18 protein-coding genes are annotated in these 15,163 nt (G+C 65.8%); 12 read left to right on the top strand and 6 right to left on the bottom strand.

All coding sequences use genetic code 11. The features are described 5' to 3' along the window. Positions 1-215 precede the first annotated feature (215 nt). Complete coding sequence (locus GQB03_RS05020) at positions 216-1,262, top strand: extracellular solute-binding protein (protein ID WP_159685411.1); 1,047 nt, start codon at positions 216-218, stop codon at positions 1,260-1,262. Beyond that, the gene (locus tag GQB03_RS05015) at positions 1,259-2,974 is read left to right on the top strand and encodes a diguanylate cyclase domain-containing protein (RefSeq protein ID WP_159685408.1); all 1,716 of its coding nucleotides are present in this window, start codon (positions 1,259-1,261) and stop codon (positions 2,972-2,974) included. Before GQB03_RS05020 ends, GQB03_RS05015 begins: the two co-directional genes overlap by 4 nt. 28 nt (positions 2,975-3,002) lie before the next feature. On the opposite strand, the gene GQB03_RS05010 is transcribed toward GQB03_RS05015, so the two are convergent. Both GQB03_RS05010 and GQB03_RS05005 read right to left on the bottom strand, forming a co-directional pair. Further along, positions 3,003-3,323, bottom strand: coding sequence for a hypothetical protein (locus GQB03_RS05010; RefSeq protein WP_159685403.1), 321 nt, complete (start codon positions 3,321-3,323; stop codon positions 3,003-3,005). 65 nt (positions 3,324-3,388) lie between these two features. Beyond that, positions 3,389-3,586 (bottom strand): hypothetical protein, encoded by a 198-nt coding sequence (locus GQB03_RS05005; protein ID WP_159685398.1) that lies wholly within the window; start codon positions 3,584-3,586, stop codon positions 3,389-3,391. Positions 3,587-3,985: 399 nt separating this feature from the next. On the opposite strand from GQB03_RS05005, the gene GQB03_RS05000 reads away from it, so the two are divergent. From GQB03_RS05000 to GQB03_RS04990, 3 genes are read left to right on the top strand one after another with little or no spacing between them, the layout of a single operon-like run. Further along, the gene (locus GQB03_RS05000; protein WP_159685395.1) at positions 3,986-4,612 is read left to right on the top strand and encodes a DJ-1/PfpI family protein; all 627 of its coding nucleotides are present in this window, start codon (positions 3,986-3,988) and stop codon (positions 4,610-4,612) included. Positions 4,613-4,667: 55 nt separating this feature from the next. Further along, entirely contained in the window at positions 4,668-5,558 is an 891-nt protein-coding gene (locus tag GQB03_RS04995) for an EamA family transporter (protein ID WP_159685391.1), read from the top strand. Next, on the top strand, positions 5,555-6,508 hold the full coding sequence (locus GQB03_RS04990) for a GlxA family transcriptional regulator (protein WP_159685386.1): 954 nt from the start codon (positions 5,555-5,557) through the stop codon (positions 6,506-6,508). Before GQB03_RS04995 ends, GQB03_RS04990 begins: the two co-directional genes overlap by 4 nt. 7 nt (positions 6,509-6,515) lie before the next feature. Here GQB03_RS04990 and GQB03_RS04985 read toward each other — a convergent pair whose 3' ends face one another. Next, a complete protein-coding gene (locus GQB03_RS04985; RefSeq protein WP_159685383.1) occupies positions 6,516-7,361 on the bottom strand; it encodes a mechanosensitive ion channel domain-containing protein in 846 nt (281 codons plus the stop codon). Between the two features lie 264 nt (positions 7,362-7,625). Here GQB03_RS04985 and GQB03_RS04980 point away from each other — a divergent pair, with 264 nt between their 5' ends. The 3 genes from GQB03_RS04980 (at position 7,626) to GQB03_RS04970 (ending at position 9,614) form a co-directional block, all read left to right on the top strand. Next, positions 7,626-8,552: an adenylate/guanylate cyclase domain-containing protein gene (locus GQB03_RS04980; protein ID WP_159685379.1), complete on the top strand. Its 927-nt coding sequence runs from the start codon at positions 7,626-7,628 to the stop codon at positions 8,550-8,552. Between the two features lie 303 nt (positions 8,553-8,855). Continuing rightward, positions 8,856-9,152 (top strand): hypothetical protein, encoded by a 297-nt coding sequence (locus GQB03_RS04975; RefSeq protein ID WP_159685374.1) that lies wholly within the window; start codon positions 8,856-8,858, stop codon positions 9,150-9,152. Between the two features lie 15 nt (positions 9,153-9,167). Further along, positions 9,168-9,614, top strand: a complete 447-nt coding sequence (locus GQB03_RS04970; RefSeq protein WP_159685370.1) for a nitrogen fixation protein — start codon at positions 9,168-9,170, stop codon at positions 9,612-9,614. A gap of 37 nt (positions 9,615-9,651) precedes the next feature. On the opposite strand, the gene GQB03_RS04965 is transcribed toward GQB03_RS04970, so the two are convergent. Continuing rightward, positions 9,652-10,449: a TIGR00266 family protein gene (locus tag GQB03_RS04965; RefSeq protein WP_159685366.1), complete on the bottom strand. Its 798-nt coding sequence runs from the start codon at positions 10,447-10,449 to the stop codon at positions 9,652-9,654. Between the two features lie 397 nt (positions 10,450-10,846). Between GQB03_RS04965 and GQB03_RS04960 the strand changes: the two genes are divergently transcribed. The 4 genes from GQB03_RS04960 (at position 10,847) to GQB03_RS04945 (ending at position 14,152) form a co-directional block, all read left to right on the top strand. Next, positions 10,847-11,692 (top strand): PEP-CTERM sorting domain-containing protein, encoded by an 846-nt coding sequence (locus GQB03_RS04960; RefSeq protein WP_159685361.1) that lies wholly within the window; start codon positions 10,847-10,849, stop codon positions 11,690-11,692. A gap of 64 nt (positions 11,693-11,756) precedes the next feature. Next, on the top strand, positions 11,757-12,419 hold the full coding sequence (locus GQB03_RS04955) for a phage tail protein (protein ID WP_235026953.1): 663 nt from the start codon (positions 11,757-11,759) through the stop codon (positions 12,417-12,419). Between the two features lie 4 nt (positions 12,420-12,423). Continuing rightward, positions 12,424-13,437, top strand: coding sequence for a tetratricopeptide repeat protein (locus GQB03_RS04950; RefSeq protein WP_159685357.1), 1,014 nt, complete (start codon positions 12,424-12,426; stop codon positions 13,435-13,437). Further along, the gene (locus GQB03_RS04945) at positions 13,403-14,152 is read left to right on the top strand and encodes a HEAT repeat domain-containing protein (protein WP_159685352.1); all 750 of its coding nucleotides are present in this window, start codon (positions 13,403-13,405) and stop codon (positions 14,150-14,152) included. Before GQB03_RS04950 ends, GQB03_RS04945 begins: the two co-directional genes overlap by 35 nt. 6 nt (positions 14,153-14,158) lie before the next feature. Here GQB03_RS04945 and GQB03_RS04940 read toward each other — a convergent pair whose 3' ends face one another. Continuing rightward, entirely contained in the window at positions 14,159-14,761 is a 603-nt protein-coding gene (locus GQB03_RS04940; protein ID WP_159685347.1) for a DUF3306 domain-containing protein, read from the bottom strand. Then, on the bottom strand, positions 14,742-15,026 hold the full coding sequence (locus GQB03_RS04935; protein ID WP_200832111.1) for a DUF3305 domain-containing protein: 285 nt from the start codon (positions 15,024-15,026) through the stop codon (positions 14,742-14,744). The genes GQB03_RS04940 and GQB03_RS04935 overlap by 20 nt, the downstream gene beginning before the upstream one ends. Positions 15,027-15,163 lie beyond the last annotated feature (137 nt).

Raw genomic sequence — 15,163 nt, 5'->3', positions numbered from 1 at the left:
TAACAAGCTTGATCGAGGTCATGGGTTCACCGCAACGATAGAAAGCACGGGCCGCCTAAGACTGCGGCGGCAATGCATCTAGTAGGCAACCGCTCGAGGTGCGACGTCAAGTGCGCCGAACGACCCGGCAGTGGCCGATGCGAACTCCGACCTTACCGGACAAATGATCTGATATAGACTGGCGCGATCGCTTCGCCGGTCCCGCCGATCCCATCATGCAGAGCTTTCGCAGCAATGCAGTTCGCATATTTCTGACCCTGACTCTGGCCTTTCCTCTGTTGGCCGCCGCCGGGACATTGCGCGTTCTGGCATGGCCGGGTTACGCAGATGCCGATGTGGTCAAGGCCTTCGAGCAACGCACGGGAAGCAGGGTGGAGCTCACCCTGATCGCCTCGGACAGCGCCCTGTGGGAGCTGATGAGCAGGAACAGCGGCGGTGATTTCGACGTCTTCGCGGTGAACACGGCGGAGCTGCAACGCTACATCCGGGAAGGGCTGGTCGTTCCGGTAGACCTGCAGCGGATACCCAACCGCGCCGCCCAGCAGCCGCGCTTTCGCAAGCTCGAGGCGATTCCGGGACTGGTACATGACGACAAGGTCTTTGCCATTCCCTACACCTTTGCGGAGATGGGCCTGATCTACGACCGCAACCAGCTTGCCGCGCCGCCGGAATCGATCAATGCCCTGTGGGACCCTCGTTTCCGTGGCAAGGTGCTTGCTTTCAACGATGCGAACCACAACTTTTCGCTGGCCGCGCAGTCGCTGGGGCGCGCCACCCCGTTTGCCCTTGCGGAGCATGACTGGCGCGACGCGGTCGAGCGCCTGATCGCCCTCAGGCGCAATGTCCTGACCTTCTATACACAGCCCGAGGAATCGGTGGAGCTCTTCAGGCGGCAACGGGTCGCAGTGATGCTGGCAAACTACGGCTCGCAGCAACTGAAGCTGCTCGAGGCGGCAGGAGCGGACGTAGGCTACGCCATCCCCCGCGAGGGCGCGCTCGCCTGGCTGGATTGCTGGGCGATCTCCCGCGGAGTGCGTGACAAGGCGCTTGCCGAAGCCTGGATCGACTTTCTGCTCGAACCCGGGCCCGGCCAGGTGTTGACCAACCGGCAGGGGCTGGCCAATACCACCTCACCGGTCCCCCGCGGCCCCGAGGGCGCCAAGCTGGTCTGGCTCGAGCCACCGGAAAGCATCGAGCGCAGGACGCGCCTGTGGGCACGCATCATTTCCGGTGACGGTGCCGGCAAGGTCCTGGCCCGGTGAAGTTCGGGATTGCCAGCCGGCTGGCCCTGCTGCTCGCGTTGGTCGGGATTCTCGCCGCCGGGTTCACCGGCTTCTACGCTTACGATGCGAGTCGCTCGCTGCTCATCGACTCGGCCAAGAACGAGTTGCTGACCTCGACGCAGGTGCTGTCGCGGCGCATCGTCCTCGCGCGCGAACAGATTTCGCGCGACGTCCGCATTCTCGCCGAGCATCCTGCCGCGCTGGCGATCCTCCAAGGTGGGGGCGACGAACCGGTCGAGACGCTGGCGACCGTCGCCCGCGTGCTGATGTCGGTCAATCCCGGTTACTTCCAGATCCGCCTGATCTCGGCCAGCGACAACGGCAAGGAGCGGGTCCGCATCGACCGCGACGGCGCCAGGCTGGTTCGCGTGCGGGGAGAGGATCTCCAGGAAAAGGGACATTACGCCTACGTCTTCGATACCCTTGCGCTACCACCCGGTGAAACCTACGTGTCCCGCATCGTGATCAATCATGAGCAGGGCGCCCATTCCGCCGTGGGACAACCCTCGCTGCAGCTGGCGAGGCCGGTCTTCGACGCTCAGGGCCACTCACTCGGTGTGGCAGTGATCGATGTCGATCTCAACGGAATGTTCGCCCTGCTGGCGGCAGACCTGCCGCAGGATTACCGGCTGTTCCTCACCAACGCCCGTGGCGACTTCCTGATTCATCCGGACAGCACGCAGACCTTCGGCTTCGATCGAGGGCGGCGCGTCCGGCTGCAGGACAGTTTCGCCGGTACCGAGGCGCTGATCGACGGCAGGGTCGACCAGATCCTGATCGAAACACACGAGCCGGGCGATTCACAAACCCCGCTGGTGGCCGCCTTCGTCTGCAAGAAGGCGACGAATGCATCGGGCGACACCAGCCTGATACTGGGTCTCGCTCAACCGCTCGAAGCGATCGTCGCACAGGCCGACCGGCTCGGCTCGGCCATGCTCAAGATCGTGCTGGGCCTGTGCCTCGCCTGTGCGGTGGCGGCGGTCATGGTCGCGCGCGCGGTGACGCATCCGATCAACGCCATGAGCGCCGCAGTGAAGGGCTTCTCGGAACAGCGCGGCGGGCCCGGGCTGCCACTGGAGCGACGCGACGAAATCGGTGCGCTGGCACGCAGCTTCAACCAGTTGAGAGAACAGATCGGCCAGCAGCTGGCCGAACTGCAGCGCAGCCGCAGCGAACTCGAACATCTGTCGCAGCACGATACCCTGACTGGCCTGGCGAATCGGGCCCTGTTCGCCGACCGCGTGGCGCAGGCCCTCGCCGCCGCACGCCGCGACGGGACGCGGCTGGCATTGATGTTCATGGACCTGGACAAGTTCAAGCCGATCAACGACCGCTTCGGTCACGCGATCGGCGATGCGCTGCTCGGCGCCTTTGCCGACCGGATCCGCAGCGGCATTCGCGAATCGGACACCGCAGCACGCGTCGGCGGGGACGAGTTCATGGTGCTTCTGCGCGACATTCACGACAACGAGGACGCCCTCGTCGTTGCCAACAAGATTCGTTCCCTGGTGAACGAACCCTTCCTCGTCGATGGGCACACGATCAGCTTTTCGATCAGCATCGGGATTGCGTTCTACCCCGAGGACGGCGCGGACATCACCGAATTGTCAAAGCACGCCGACCAGGCGATGTACCGCATCAAGGGGCGCGGCGCCGATTCGGTGGCGTTCTTCGACGCCACGCTCGACTGACGCACCATGGCGGCACACGGTGCCGATCCTACGGCAGGGTGAAGTACAGGAGCGTCACCAGCACGAGCTGCGAACCCACCCACACCGCACCGCTCATCAGCGGACGGGCACGGGTGTAGGGCTGCGCGAGCCAGCGGCTGGCGACGAACACGCCGAGCAGCACGCTGATGACAAGCCGCGTCTCGCCCATGTTGAAGACACGCGTCAGCACGATGAAACCGGCAAAACTCGCAAGCGCCGCGATGACGAGAAAGAACGGCGTGACCTCGAGCCACGGCAGGGCACCGCTGTCGGCCGCTACGGGCATTGCCGGTCGCTTGGCCTCGGCACTTGAATGGCGTTTTTTCATGATTGCGGTCAGTCCTGAATTCGCGCCATTCTAGCGCCGAAGCGCCGACTGCCGGTGAGGGCGTTTCAGCTGTGCCGCAACCTGGAAATCGCTTCGAGATGTTCGTCCGCAATACCGCTGACGCTGGCAAAACAGCCATCCAGCGGGCATTCGGTACCCGGCGGACAACCGTGTTCCGCCGCGCATTGGGCCTGGGTTTCGTCCAGCAGGACCATTTCCCTCACTTCTGTACACCGGCCGATGGGCGAGTCAAGGATGCTCATGATGGTCTCCTGTTTTTTCATTGCGATTCATCGAAACATGTCAAGCAACTTTGCCGCGACACGCCCGCGTTCGATCCAAGTCTAGTAACAATCTCACGCTCGGCTGCAGAAATCGACGCTCTTCTGATCCAGGTCAACAACGACGGGGATCGGCTATAGCAGCGACGCGCGGGCGCTCATCGATTCGCTCACGCGGCGTGTCACGGAGCGGCCCCGGCCGCGCCTGCGCGTGATGACCGGATTCGTCCCATGCATGTCCTCTAATGGCGTTCCGTGCAGATTTCACGGGCGCTAACATGAAGATCATCCGTTGATAGCGAGGTACGAGAATGTCCCCGACCAGAGCCAGCCGAACGATCGCGCCTGCGGCGCTGCCATGTGACCCGAGAGGTGGCGCTCATGACTGAGGCAATCCGCACGGTAGGCATCTATCTCTACGACGGCGTCGAGGTACTGGATTTTGCCGGACCGTTCGAAGTCTTCTCGACGGCGTCCAGGGTCACCCAACGGCATGCGCCCGGCGTGACGGCGCCTTTCAGGGTCGTGACCATTGCCCGCGGGATGAGCGCGGTGAGCGCCCGGGCCGGCCTGCAGGTCTTGCCGATGCATACCCTCGAGGACCATCCACCGCTCGACGTCCTGATCGTGCCGGGTGGCGTCGATGCGCCGGAACGTACGCGCGACGACCTGCGTCGATGGCTTGCGCGACAGGCATTGCGGGTCGAGGTGCTCGCCTCGGTGTGCACCGGCGCGTTCCTGCTCGCCGGCGCGGGCGTGCTGGATGGGCAGGAGGTGACCACGCACTGGGAGGACATCGCCGAACTCGCCACGCTGTTTCCAGCCCTGACGGTGAAGGACACGGGCCGCTGGATCGACAACGGGGCGGTCATCACCTCTGCGGGCATTTCCGCAGGTATCGACATGAGCCTGCATCTCGTGGCCCGGCTTGCCGGACGCGAACTGTCCATTGCCACCGCACGGCAGATGGACTTCCAATGGCGCGATGCGGACACCGGAGCGACCTGATGACAGCTAGGACCATCACTGCGGCGATGCGCGCGCCCGACAGGGCGGGGCCGGCATGAAGCCGGCCGATGTGCTGCTGGCCCTGCTCGTGGTGGTGATCTGGGGGGTGAACTTCGTCGTCATCAAGGCGGGGGTCACCGAAGTACCGCCGCTGCTCCTCGGTGCGCTGCGCTTCGCCGCGGCGGCGATCCCCGCCGTCTTCCTGTTCAAGCGGCCGAACGTTCCGATCCGCCTCTACCTTGCCTACGGCATGACGATCTCGGTCGGCCAGTTCGCCTTCCTGTTCACCGCGATCCACGTCGGCATGCCTTCGGGCCTCGCCTCCCTGGTGCTGCAGTCGCAGGCCTTCTTCACGATGATCTTCGCGGCGCTATGGCTCAAGGAGGCCTCGCGACCGAGCCAGTTGATCGGGCTGCTGCTGGCGGCGGGCGGTCTGGCCCTGATCGGCTCGGCGCACGGCCTCGCCATGCCGCTGGCGGGCTTCCTCCTGACCCTCACGGGTGCCTCGCTGTGGGCCGCGGGCAATATCGTCACCCGCGAGGTGAGCCGCCACGGACCGGTGGACATGCAGTCCTTCGTTGTGTGGGCCAGCCTGGTGCCGCCGATTCCCTTCCTGCTGCTCTCCTGGCTGATCGAGGGGCCGCAGGCGATCTTCGTCGCGCTGACCGGCTTCAGCTGGCGATCGGCCGGAGCCGTGCTCTATCTCGCCTGGATCGCCACCCTGCTCGGCTACGGCTTGTGGAGCCGGCTGCTGGCGCGCTATCCGGCCAACCAGGTGGCGCCCTTTGCGCTGCTGGTACCGCTGGTCGGTCTGAGCACCGGCTGGCTGGTCTATGGCGAGCGTCTCCAGACGGTGCATCTTGCCGGTGGCGCGCTGCTCATGGCCGGGCTGGCGGTGAACCTCTTCGGCACCCGGCTGATGGCGAGACTGCGGGGTACGGCATGAGCCTCTCGGTGTTCTTCGTGCTGACGCCCAACGTCCTGCTGCTCGATTACGCAGGCCCGGCCGAAGCCTTGCGCATGGCGGCCGAGATGGGTGGCGATCTCGGTCTGGTCAACTGCGCACCGGTGTCGCCGCTGCCAACCTCGATGGGCCTGAGTCTCGACGGTCTGGCCCCCCTGCCCGAGGCGCTGCCGCCGGACAGTCTGGTGATCGTCGCCGGCAACGCCCGCGAAAGCGAGGACTACGCACGCCCCGAAGCGCAGGCAGTAATCGACTGGCTACGCCGCACCGCCCGGCCGGATACGCGCTTCGCGAGCGTCTGCTCCGCGGCCCTGCTGCTGGCGCGGGCGGGCCTGCTGAGCGGGCGGCAGTGCACCACCCATCACAACCTGATCGATGACCTGCGCAGGCTCGCCCCGGAAGCCCGGGTCCTCGAAGACCGGATCTTCGTCGAGGACGGCCCGGTGCTCACCAGCGCGGGCATCACCACCGGCATCGACCTGGCGCTCTACCTGATCGAGCGTCACTGCGGACCAGAGCTTGCGGCCGCAGTGGCGCGAAGGCAGGTGGTGTTCATGCGTCGCAGCGGGCACGACCCACAGCTCTCACCGTGGCTGGCCTGGCGCAATCACCTGCATCCGGCGGTTCATCGTGCACAGGACGCGATCGCCCGCGAACCCAACCGTCGCTGGTCGCTCGAGGCGCTGGCCGATGTGGCCCACGTCAGCGCCCGGCACCTCGCGCGCTTGTTCGCCTGCCACGCCGGCATCGGTGTGGTCGAATACCAGCAGCGCCTGCGCCTGTCCCAGGCCCGCCGCCTGCTGCTCGATACCGGCATGGCGGTCGAGCGGGTCGCGGAGCTGTGCGGGTTCGGCTCCGCACGCGACCTGCGGCGGGTCTGGTCACGCCTTGAAGGCGGCGCGCCCAGCGACCTTCGCCAGCAGCGCAGTTGATCCGGCTTCAGGCGGCGCGATCGAACCGTCCGGCGCCGATCTCCGCGAGCAGGCCGGCGGTGAGCGCGGTCTCGAGCTCGTCGGCGCGTCTTGCCGGGCAGAACAGGGTGAGATCGAAGGCGAGCTTGCCCTGGTCCGTGGTGCGGATGCGCACCGAAGCCTCCGGCCCGGGCACGTCCACGCCCAGCTTCTTGTCTATGAGCCTGCCGTAACGCTGCGCTTCGGCCGCAAAGTCTGCGCCGAGCCGTTCGCACTCGTCCTTGAGCCAGCGCCACGCCCTGCGGGCATCGATCTGCCCCTCGACAACGATCTCGAAGGGGTGGAAGACATAGCCGCCCGGCAGCTTTTCGTTTCGCACCGGGTGCGTCAGAAACAGGCTGTTCGGCAGTACCAGCTTGTTGCCGGTGTAGCTGTGGCCAAGGCGCGGCGGATTGAGTTCGAGCACGGTGGTGGACAGCAGATCGTATTCGACGACCTCGCCCCGCATCCCGTTGACCTCGATCCAGTCCCCCACCGAAAAGCTGCTCGCACCGGTACGCAACGCGAAACCGCTGACGCACATGATGAGCTCCTTGGTGGCCAGTACCACCGCGACGATCACGGCGGTAAGCGACAGCAGCAGATCCTGTACCTGGCCGAACCACAGCATGAGCAGCGAAAAGAACAGCAGCAGGTTGAAGCCGCTGCGCGCATAGAAGAGCTGGCGGCGCTGTTGCCCGTCGAGAATGTCGGCACGGCGGCGGATCGCGCGACTGGTGGCATGGCGCGCTGCGAGCACCAGGATCGTCAGCAGGATCGAGGCGCCGATGCGCAGCAGGGTCTGATCGTCGGCGAGCAGGGCGGATGGATTCATCGTCGGTGCAGGGATCATGCAATTTCGGCCCTCCGATGATAACCGCTCGTCCGGCACCATCGCGCCGCGCTTTCGACGGAACATGCCAACGTCGTTTTCCGGGCCCTGTTCGCGTACGCTCTGCGCCCCGGCACACGGCGGGAAAGGACCCGGCCCGCTCGAGTGGGGGACTTCCAAGCTGCTCAGGCTGTGGCAAACTATCTGAAAACGTGCATTTTTTCCTCGCGCATGGCGGCTTTTCCGCATGTTCGAGATACAGACCAGATGAACCTACCCGCGTCTTCCCGTGCTGTCGAATGCGTCATCCTGTTCGCCGACCTGGCGGGCAGCACGCAACTGTATGAGCGTCTCGGCAATCGCGAAGCATTCGCCCGCGTCGACCGCTGTCTGAAAGCCATGCAGAAGGTGGTCGCGAACAATGGCGGCCGGGTGGTCAAGCTGACCGGTGATGGACTGCTGGCGGTCTTTGCCGACGCGGGCCCGGTCATCGACACCACCATCGCCATGACTTTCGAGATCGGCGAGCTGCCCTCGAGCGGCGAGAGCCCGATCGACATCCGCATCGGCTTCCACTTCGGCCCGGTGCTCGAAAGCGAGGCGGATGTGTTCGGCGAGACGGTCAACATCGCCGCACGGCTGTGCGAACTTGCCTCGCCCGGCAGGGCACTCACCACCAGCGAGACCGCCGCCCGCCTGTCCCGGGGCAAGCAGCGCATGCTGCGCCAATTGCCGCCCAGGCCGCTCAAGGGCATCAATCGGCCATTCGAGTTGTGGGAGCTGGTCTGCGACGACCTCGGCAAGGTGACCGCGGTATTCGAAGGCTTCGACCTCACCCTCGCCACCCACGAACTGCATCTCGCCTTCGGCGACCGCAACTGGATTCTCGGCCATGCCACGCCCAGCCTGTCGATCGGCCGCGACCCGGCTTCCGACGTCGTGCTCAGGGACGAACTGTCGTCGCGACGCCACTGCTACATCGAGGAGCGTGCCGGGAAGTTCGCGCTGATCGATTGCAGCAGCAACGGCACTTTCGTGACTGGCAGCGAAGGCCGTACCGTCAGTTTGCATCGCGAAGAACTCGTGCTCTCCGACAGCGGATGGATAACTTTCGGCCAACCGCGCGGCGAAGGCGTTGCCGAACTCAGCTACCGCTGCACGGTGGAGCTACCGCCCCAGGCAATGTATCGATAGACCGGTCGCAGGCGGTGAGCCGGTCCCCGTCATCCCGCAATCCGCGAAACGCTTGTCCCTCCCCGGAGCAGCCCGGTGAGAGCAGGTGGCGGCACGTCATCGACGGACGGCTGTGATAATGCGCGGCGCGCCGGGTCCATGAAATGTCTCGTTCGCCGGTTGCGCCGCAGTTCACACTCCGGCCGGTATCGGACCACAGCCACGAAAGTGTCGGGCCTCTAGTCTGGATCCCACGTTCCCGCAGGGTCGCCTCCCGCGATACCGGCCGGGCGGAATCCGACAACCCGATCAGGAGTGACTGCCATGACTACCAAGCAACTTCCCCGTGCCGAACGCGTATCGGCAAACGACATCGCCAGCCTGGCGGCCGAAGGCCTGCAGCGCGCCAGCGCCGCACGCCAGGCGATGAGTGAACTCGACGCCGACCAAGCGGCTGCGGTAAGCGGCGGCGGGCTCAGCCTCGTCGCCCTCGACGACGACTGGTGCGGCACCGTGGTGCCGCGCATCCAGATCGGCGGCCTCATCATCGGGGGCAAGGAGCCGGTGATCATCAACGGCAAGTGGGGACCGGGAATCATGACCGGCATGCAGGGCTTCTGACCGAGGATCGCCGCCATGACCACGAAGATTCCGCAATGCCCCAGCGTGCAATCGACCGAGCCGGGCGCGCAGGCGTTTGCCGTGGTCGGCGGCAGCGTCGACAAGCCAGAAGTACGTTACCTGGATCGCGCGGTTCCGGTGACCCCGGAGCTGCGCGCCATGACCGCACCGCTCGACCCGGCGGAAGTGTTCCGCATCAGCGGACCCTGCGCACAGAGCACCGCCTGCATGCACTGGGACGAACCGCGTCGCAAGTGCCGGCTGGCGATCCGAACCGTGCGTCTCGCGCCGGTGGTGGTGAGCCGACCGCCACCCTGTGCCATCCGCCGCGATTGCGTGTGGTGGAACCAGGAAGGCACCAGCGCCTGCCTGCGCTGTCCGCAGGTGGTCACCAATGACGTACTGCCGAACGAACGGGTGGTCACCACCGCCAATCCGCTCAACATTGCCGACGCACTGTGACAGCAACGACTGCCCCGGCTTGTCGCCGGGGCAGTCGTCAGTTGTTGTCGCCGTCGAGCAGGCCGCCGAGCCCGCCCAGCAGGGAGCCCTCGCCACGGCTCGAGCCCCCCGCCACAGGTGCCGACATGACGATCCGGTTGGCCAGCCGGGATAGCGGCAGCGACTGCAGCCACACGTGGCCCGGGCCGCGCAGCGTCGCGAAGAACAGGCCCTCGCCCGAAAACAGCGCCGACTTGAGCTTGCCGACGTACAGGATGTCGAAATCCACGTTGGGCGTGAAGGCCACCACGCAGCCGGTGTCGACCCGCAGCACCTCGCCCGCGGCAAGCTGACGCTCGACCAGCGTTCCACCGGCATGCACGAAGGCCATGCCGTCGCCATCGAGCTTCTGCATGATGAAACCTTCACCGCCGAAGAATCCTGCACCCATCTTGCGCTGGAAGGCAATGCCCAGCGCCACGCCCTTCGCTGCGCACAGGAAGGCGTCCTTCTGGCAGATCAGCGTGCCGCCAAGCCTGCTCAGGTCCATCGGAATGATGCGTCCGGGGTAGGGCGCGGCAAACGCCACCCGTTTCTTGCCCTGCCCTTCGTTGTGGAACACCGTGGTGAACAGGGACTCGCCGGTCACCAGCCGCTTGCCCGCCCCCAGAAGCTTGCCGAACAGACCGCCCTGCTGGCTGGAGCCGTCACCGAAGATGGTGTCCATCTCGATGCCGTCCTGCATGTACATCATCGCCCCGGCTTCGCCGACGGCAGCCTCGCCGGGGTCCAGCTCCACTTCCACATACTGCATGTCGGTGCCGAAAATCTCGTAGTCGACGACATCCATCGCCATTGCGCTTGCTCCTCAGAATTGGGCCGCCGGAGAGGCGGCAATTGCCGGGTTCGGTCCGGCGCAAGCATACGCCAATCGGGTGCAGCGCCGGCGAATCGTCCGATACGCCGCACTTCTATGTCGTTCGATATACTTGTCGGAAATTTTTACACGCAACTGATTCTCAATCCCCTGGAATTCGTGAAACATTGCAAAAACAGCCGCTTGGCGCAATCGGCAAGCTCCTTGCTTTGTGGGCAGCCAAGCCGCTTTCCTGTCCGCCGTCCGAGGGTCCGGTTTGCGAATCAATCCGTTGCGGGCACCGCGGTGGCCGCGTCGAAATCTACAGGGGGATTTCATGAAAGCAGCTTTCGAGTGGGGAGCACCGGCGCGCAGGGCACGTCGGATTGCGGCACCATTGGCCATCGCCGCCGCCGCACTGTTCGGCGGGTCGGCTGCACAGGCGATGCCTGTACCAACGGACCTGGTGATCAATGCCACTGTCGAATTCGATGAAGCGGCATCCGCCTTGGTGTTCGGGACAACCCAGAGCGGCGACATGAGCGTCACGGTTGGCGGTACGGCATCATCATCGACCATCGCCAGTGGCGCCGCGTCACCAAGCCCTTCCATCGGTGGTCAATTGACCCATACCGGTGACGGAACGGCAATCAATCTGTCGATGGGCGCAACTGTCAATGCGACGAGTCGGGCACTCAGCGCCGCCGATCACCTCCTGAAGCTCACAAACAACTCAGCTACCGACGTCTACACGGTCAAGTTACGGGTAGTGGTCGGTAACGCCGCCGACGCGGACGGTCCCGACGCATTCGCCTGGTCGAACTTCCGACTCTGCGATGCGGCCCGCCCCGATTGCCCGAATGAGCTTCTGTTCTCGGCGCTCGAAAGTGACACCGTTATCGACTCACCTCCCCTTGGATTCCGTGACATGGTGAATGGAAATCCTGTCGGAACGTCAGGCGCCGAGCTCTCCGACTCCCTTGACGAGCTTCTTACCTTCGTCCTGAACCCGGGGCAAATGCTTGATTTCTGGGGCGAGGTCCTGCTTGAGGGGCAGATTGGCGAACAGAACGAAGACGCCTCCTTTGCTTCATCACTGCGTTCGTCCATTACCCTCGAGAGCGTTGATGTCGAGACGCCGAACGGCGGCGGTGGTGGCACTGTCCCCGAACCCGCGGCTGCGCTGCTCGTGATGCTTGGCCTCGGCCTTCTCGGCTGGCAGCGCAGGAACGCCCGCCTCTGATTGGCTCTCATGCGGGTGGCTGCAGCGCCGCCCGCACCCCTTCCCTCAAAGGAGGTACCACCGCATGACCCTCAAGATTCGCTCCGCCGCGGCCCGCTCCGCGCTTGCGCTGGCACTGGCTTCCGGTGCAATGCTCGCACCCAGTGCGCATGCCTGCAGTGGCACCGAGCCGATGCTCGGCAGCATGTGCCTGTTCGCCGGCAACTTCGCGCCGCGTGGCTTCGCCTTCACCGATGGCCAGCTGCTCGCAATCTCGACCAACACTGCGCTGTTCTCGCTCCTCGGCACCACATACGGTGGCGACGGCCGCACCACCTTTGCGTTGCCGGACACCCGCGGCCGCGTCGTCGTCGGCCCGCGGCAAGGCGCCGGTCTGTCCAGTTACCAGCTCGGCCAGCGCGGCGGCCAGGAGCAGGTTGCGCTGACACTGAACGAGATGCCCAACCACAGCCACTCGGCCAGCACCACGGTAAGCGTTACCGCCAACGGCCAGAGCGCCAGCGGCAACCAGGATGCTCCGACCGGCAACGTGTGGGCCAGCAAGCCGCGTGGCGCGCAGTACTCGAACCAGGCTCCGAACGTGACGATGGCCGCCGGGGCACTGACCGCCACGGCAACCACCGCTGTCGCGGCGGCCGGTGGCAGCCAGGCGCACGAGAACCGTCCGCCCTACATTGCGATCAACTACATCATCGCGCTTCAAGGCATCTTCCCTTCGCGGAACTGACGCAGTGAGCGTTTCTGCTGCATGCGGCCCGCTCGCCAGGCGGGCCGTTTTTCTTCTCGCGATGGCCTTTGCGGCCCTGCCGGCAATGGCGCAGGGCACCACCACCGAGCGCGTGCGCGACCTCACCCGCGGACTCGAGGATGCGCAGACCGCACTCGCGGCGGGCGACTACACGTTGGCCTATGCGCGCTATCTCGCGGCCTCGCGCGATGGCAACGGCCTTGCGGACTTCACGCTCGGCCTGTTTCACCGCATGGGCTGGGGACGAGCGCGGGACGAGGTTGGTGCCTGCAAATGGTTCGGCCGCGCCGCGGCGGTCAATCTGCCTGCCGCGCAACACTTCTATGGCGACTGCCTGCGCGATGGCACCGGCGGCGAAGCCCGGCCAGCCGAGGCGGCGCAGTGGTACCAGCGCGCCGTCGACCAAGGCTACGCGGCGGCACTGTGCCCGCTCGGCGCCCTTGTCTTCGACGGACACGGCGTACCCGAATCGCAAGCACGAGGCCTGGCGCTATGCACGCAGGCAGCGGAGTCAGGCGATCTCTCCGCGCATAGCACGCTCGCCGGCCTGCTGATGCGGCGTAGCCCGCCCGACCGCGCAGGCGCGATCGCATGGCTCACCCGTGCGGCGCAACGTGACGATCCGGCGGCCCAACTCGAGCTCGGCACGCTGCTGGCAACGGACAAGGATGCCAGCGCCGAAACCCTGGATACCGCGGCGTGGTGGATCGAACATGCCGCGTCGTCGGGCTACCTGCCCGCCTACCTACCCCTGGCGAAACTGTATTTCGGCGCCGGCAGGACAGCGGACGGTGGCCGGCCCTCGGCCGAGCGCCTCGCCAAATCCTATATGTGGCTGGCCGCACTGAAGCAACGCGGAGCAGAGTGGCCGGTCAGTGACGATGCCGGGAAACTGATGGACGAAATACTGGCGATCATGCCGGCATCCTGGCGTCCGGAACTCGATCGCAAGGTCAGCGAACATGTGGCGCAGCGCACCGAAAACCGCGCACATTGAGCGCCGCCGGGTAGTCCTCGCCGCGGCCTGCTGGCTCGGGCTCGCCTCACCGACCTTCGCCGCGGAGGCGCTGCGCGATCCGCAAGGCCGATTCACCTATCGCGGCGAGGCAAGCCAGGAGGAGGCGCTGCGGGGAATCGCCACGGCCGCAGGCCTGAGAGTGAGCGTCGCGGGCAAGCTCGATCCGACGCCGCGGGCCTGGTGGCTGAGCGCAATGCGTTTCGACGCTGCGCTGGCCGCGGTGCTTGGCAACTGCAATTGGGCGATGGTCAACTCCCCGACCCGCGCCGAACTTTTCATCCATGTATCCGGAAGCTGCCGCGCCGCACCCCAGGATGGGGCTGCAATGGCAGCGCTCGATGCAGCACCGCCACCACCCCGCGCCAACGCACATGTCGCCCCGGTTGCCGCCGGCAAGGCCGCGGTGGGACCAGGCAGCTCGATCGACGCACTCACCTCGGCAATCGATTCGGGCAGTTTCGACGTGCGCGAACAGGTGGTGCAAGCGCTCGGCCTGCAACGCTCCAGCGAAGCGATGCAGCTGCTCGGCCAGCTCGCCCTCGGTGACCAGGATCCACGCATCCGGGCCGCCGCACTGCGCGCGCTGGGCATGTACAGTGATGATTTCGCGCGTGGCCTCATCGCCCAGGCACGGTCCGACCGGGACCCCCAGGTTGCCGGACTCGCGCGCCAGCTGGCCGCGGCCGGACGCTGAAGCGTCTCAAACCGCTCGCGGTCCGCGCTCGCGATCGCGCCCCGTCGCGCCGTTCTCGATCTCCTCATCCGCCTGCGGCTGCCCGGATGTGGCGCCAACAGCACACTCGCTTTCCTGCGGGCAGCTTGCCTGATCCGCTTCCGGCATCATGCTCGGCGTCGTACTCGGGACCGCTTCGGCCTCCTCGGCGCCGGCCTCGCCGACCGGCCACAGCACCTCCCTGGCATGTCTCAGGGTGGCCAGATCCGCAGCCGGCAGATCGGGAACAAGATTGAAGTCGTCGAGATAGACATCGAGCCCGTCGATCTCGTTGAAGCCCGGCTCGGCGAACAGCTTCTTCATCGCCGCCTTTTTGAGTTCGGGCGCCACCCGGGCCTTGAGGAAGGGAGTGAAGTCATCGTCGAAGGTCAGCAGCGCCGGATCCGGCAACGGCTCCGCCACCGCGTCGGGCGGCTCGGCTGCCTGTGGCGGTGGTGGAGCCGTGAGCGGCTCTGGCAACGGGGTGCCGGCGGCTGCAGCCTTCTTGCGGCGCGACCAGCGGGACAGGAAGCCGCCTTCTTCCGCAGGCAACTCGTCCGCGGCGCCGCGCTCAGTGTCCCGGGCGCTCATTCCGGTCTCCGCTCGCTGCATAGCGCCGCTTGGGGCGTTTTTCTTCCGGTGGCTTGAGATTGGCACGGCCATAGCGCTCAATCGCCTCTTTCCAGCCGGCAGGCAGCGGCAGCCGTTCGACCGTCGCACCGCCGTCCAGCCAGCGGGCCGCTTCCTGGAAGCTTGCGCTCACCGCGGAAACCAGCGGCGGACCGTCCTCACCGGCGGCTTGCGCGGCCTCGTCAGGGCACAGCATGAAGAACAGCGAGGGCTCGTCGGCCAGCACGTTCTGTAGATATTAACCCGGCAATCAAATAGATATTGATATAATTCTGGCATGGAGAAAATCGACGCCAGAAAGCTACCGCCCGAAGCCCTCGAGCACATCCGTCGGCAGGCGTTCGTGCTTCGCAAACAAGGTTA

Origin of the sequence: Cognatazoarcus halotolerans (assembly GCF_009800965.1) — a bacterium.
GTDB lineage: Bacteria > Pseudomonadota > Gammaproteobacteria > Burkholderiales > Rhodocyclaceae > Cognatazoarcus > Cognatazoarcus halotolerans.
Note: the sequence above shows the minus strand (reverse complement) of the source record. Positions and strands in the feature narration are given on the sequence as shown.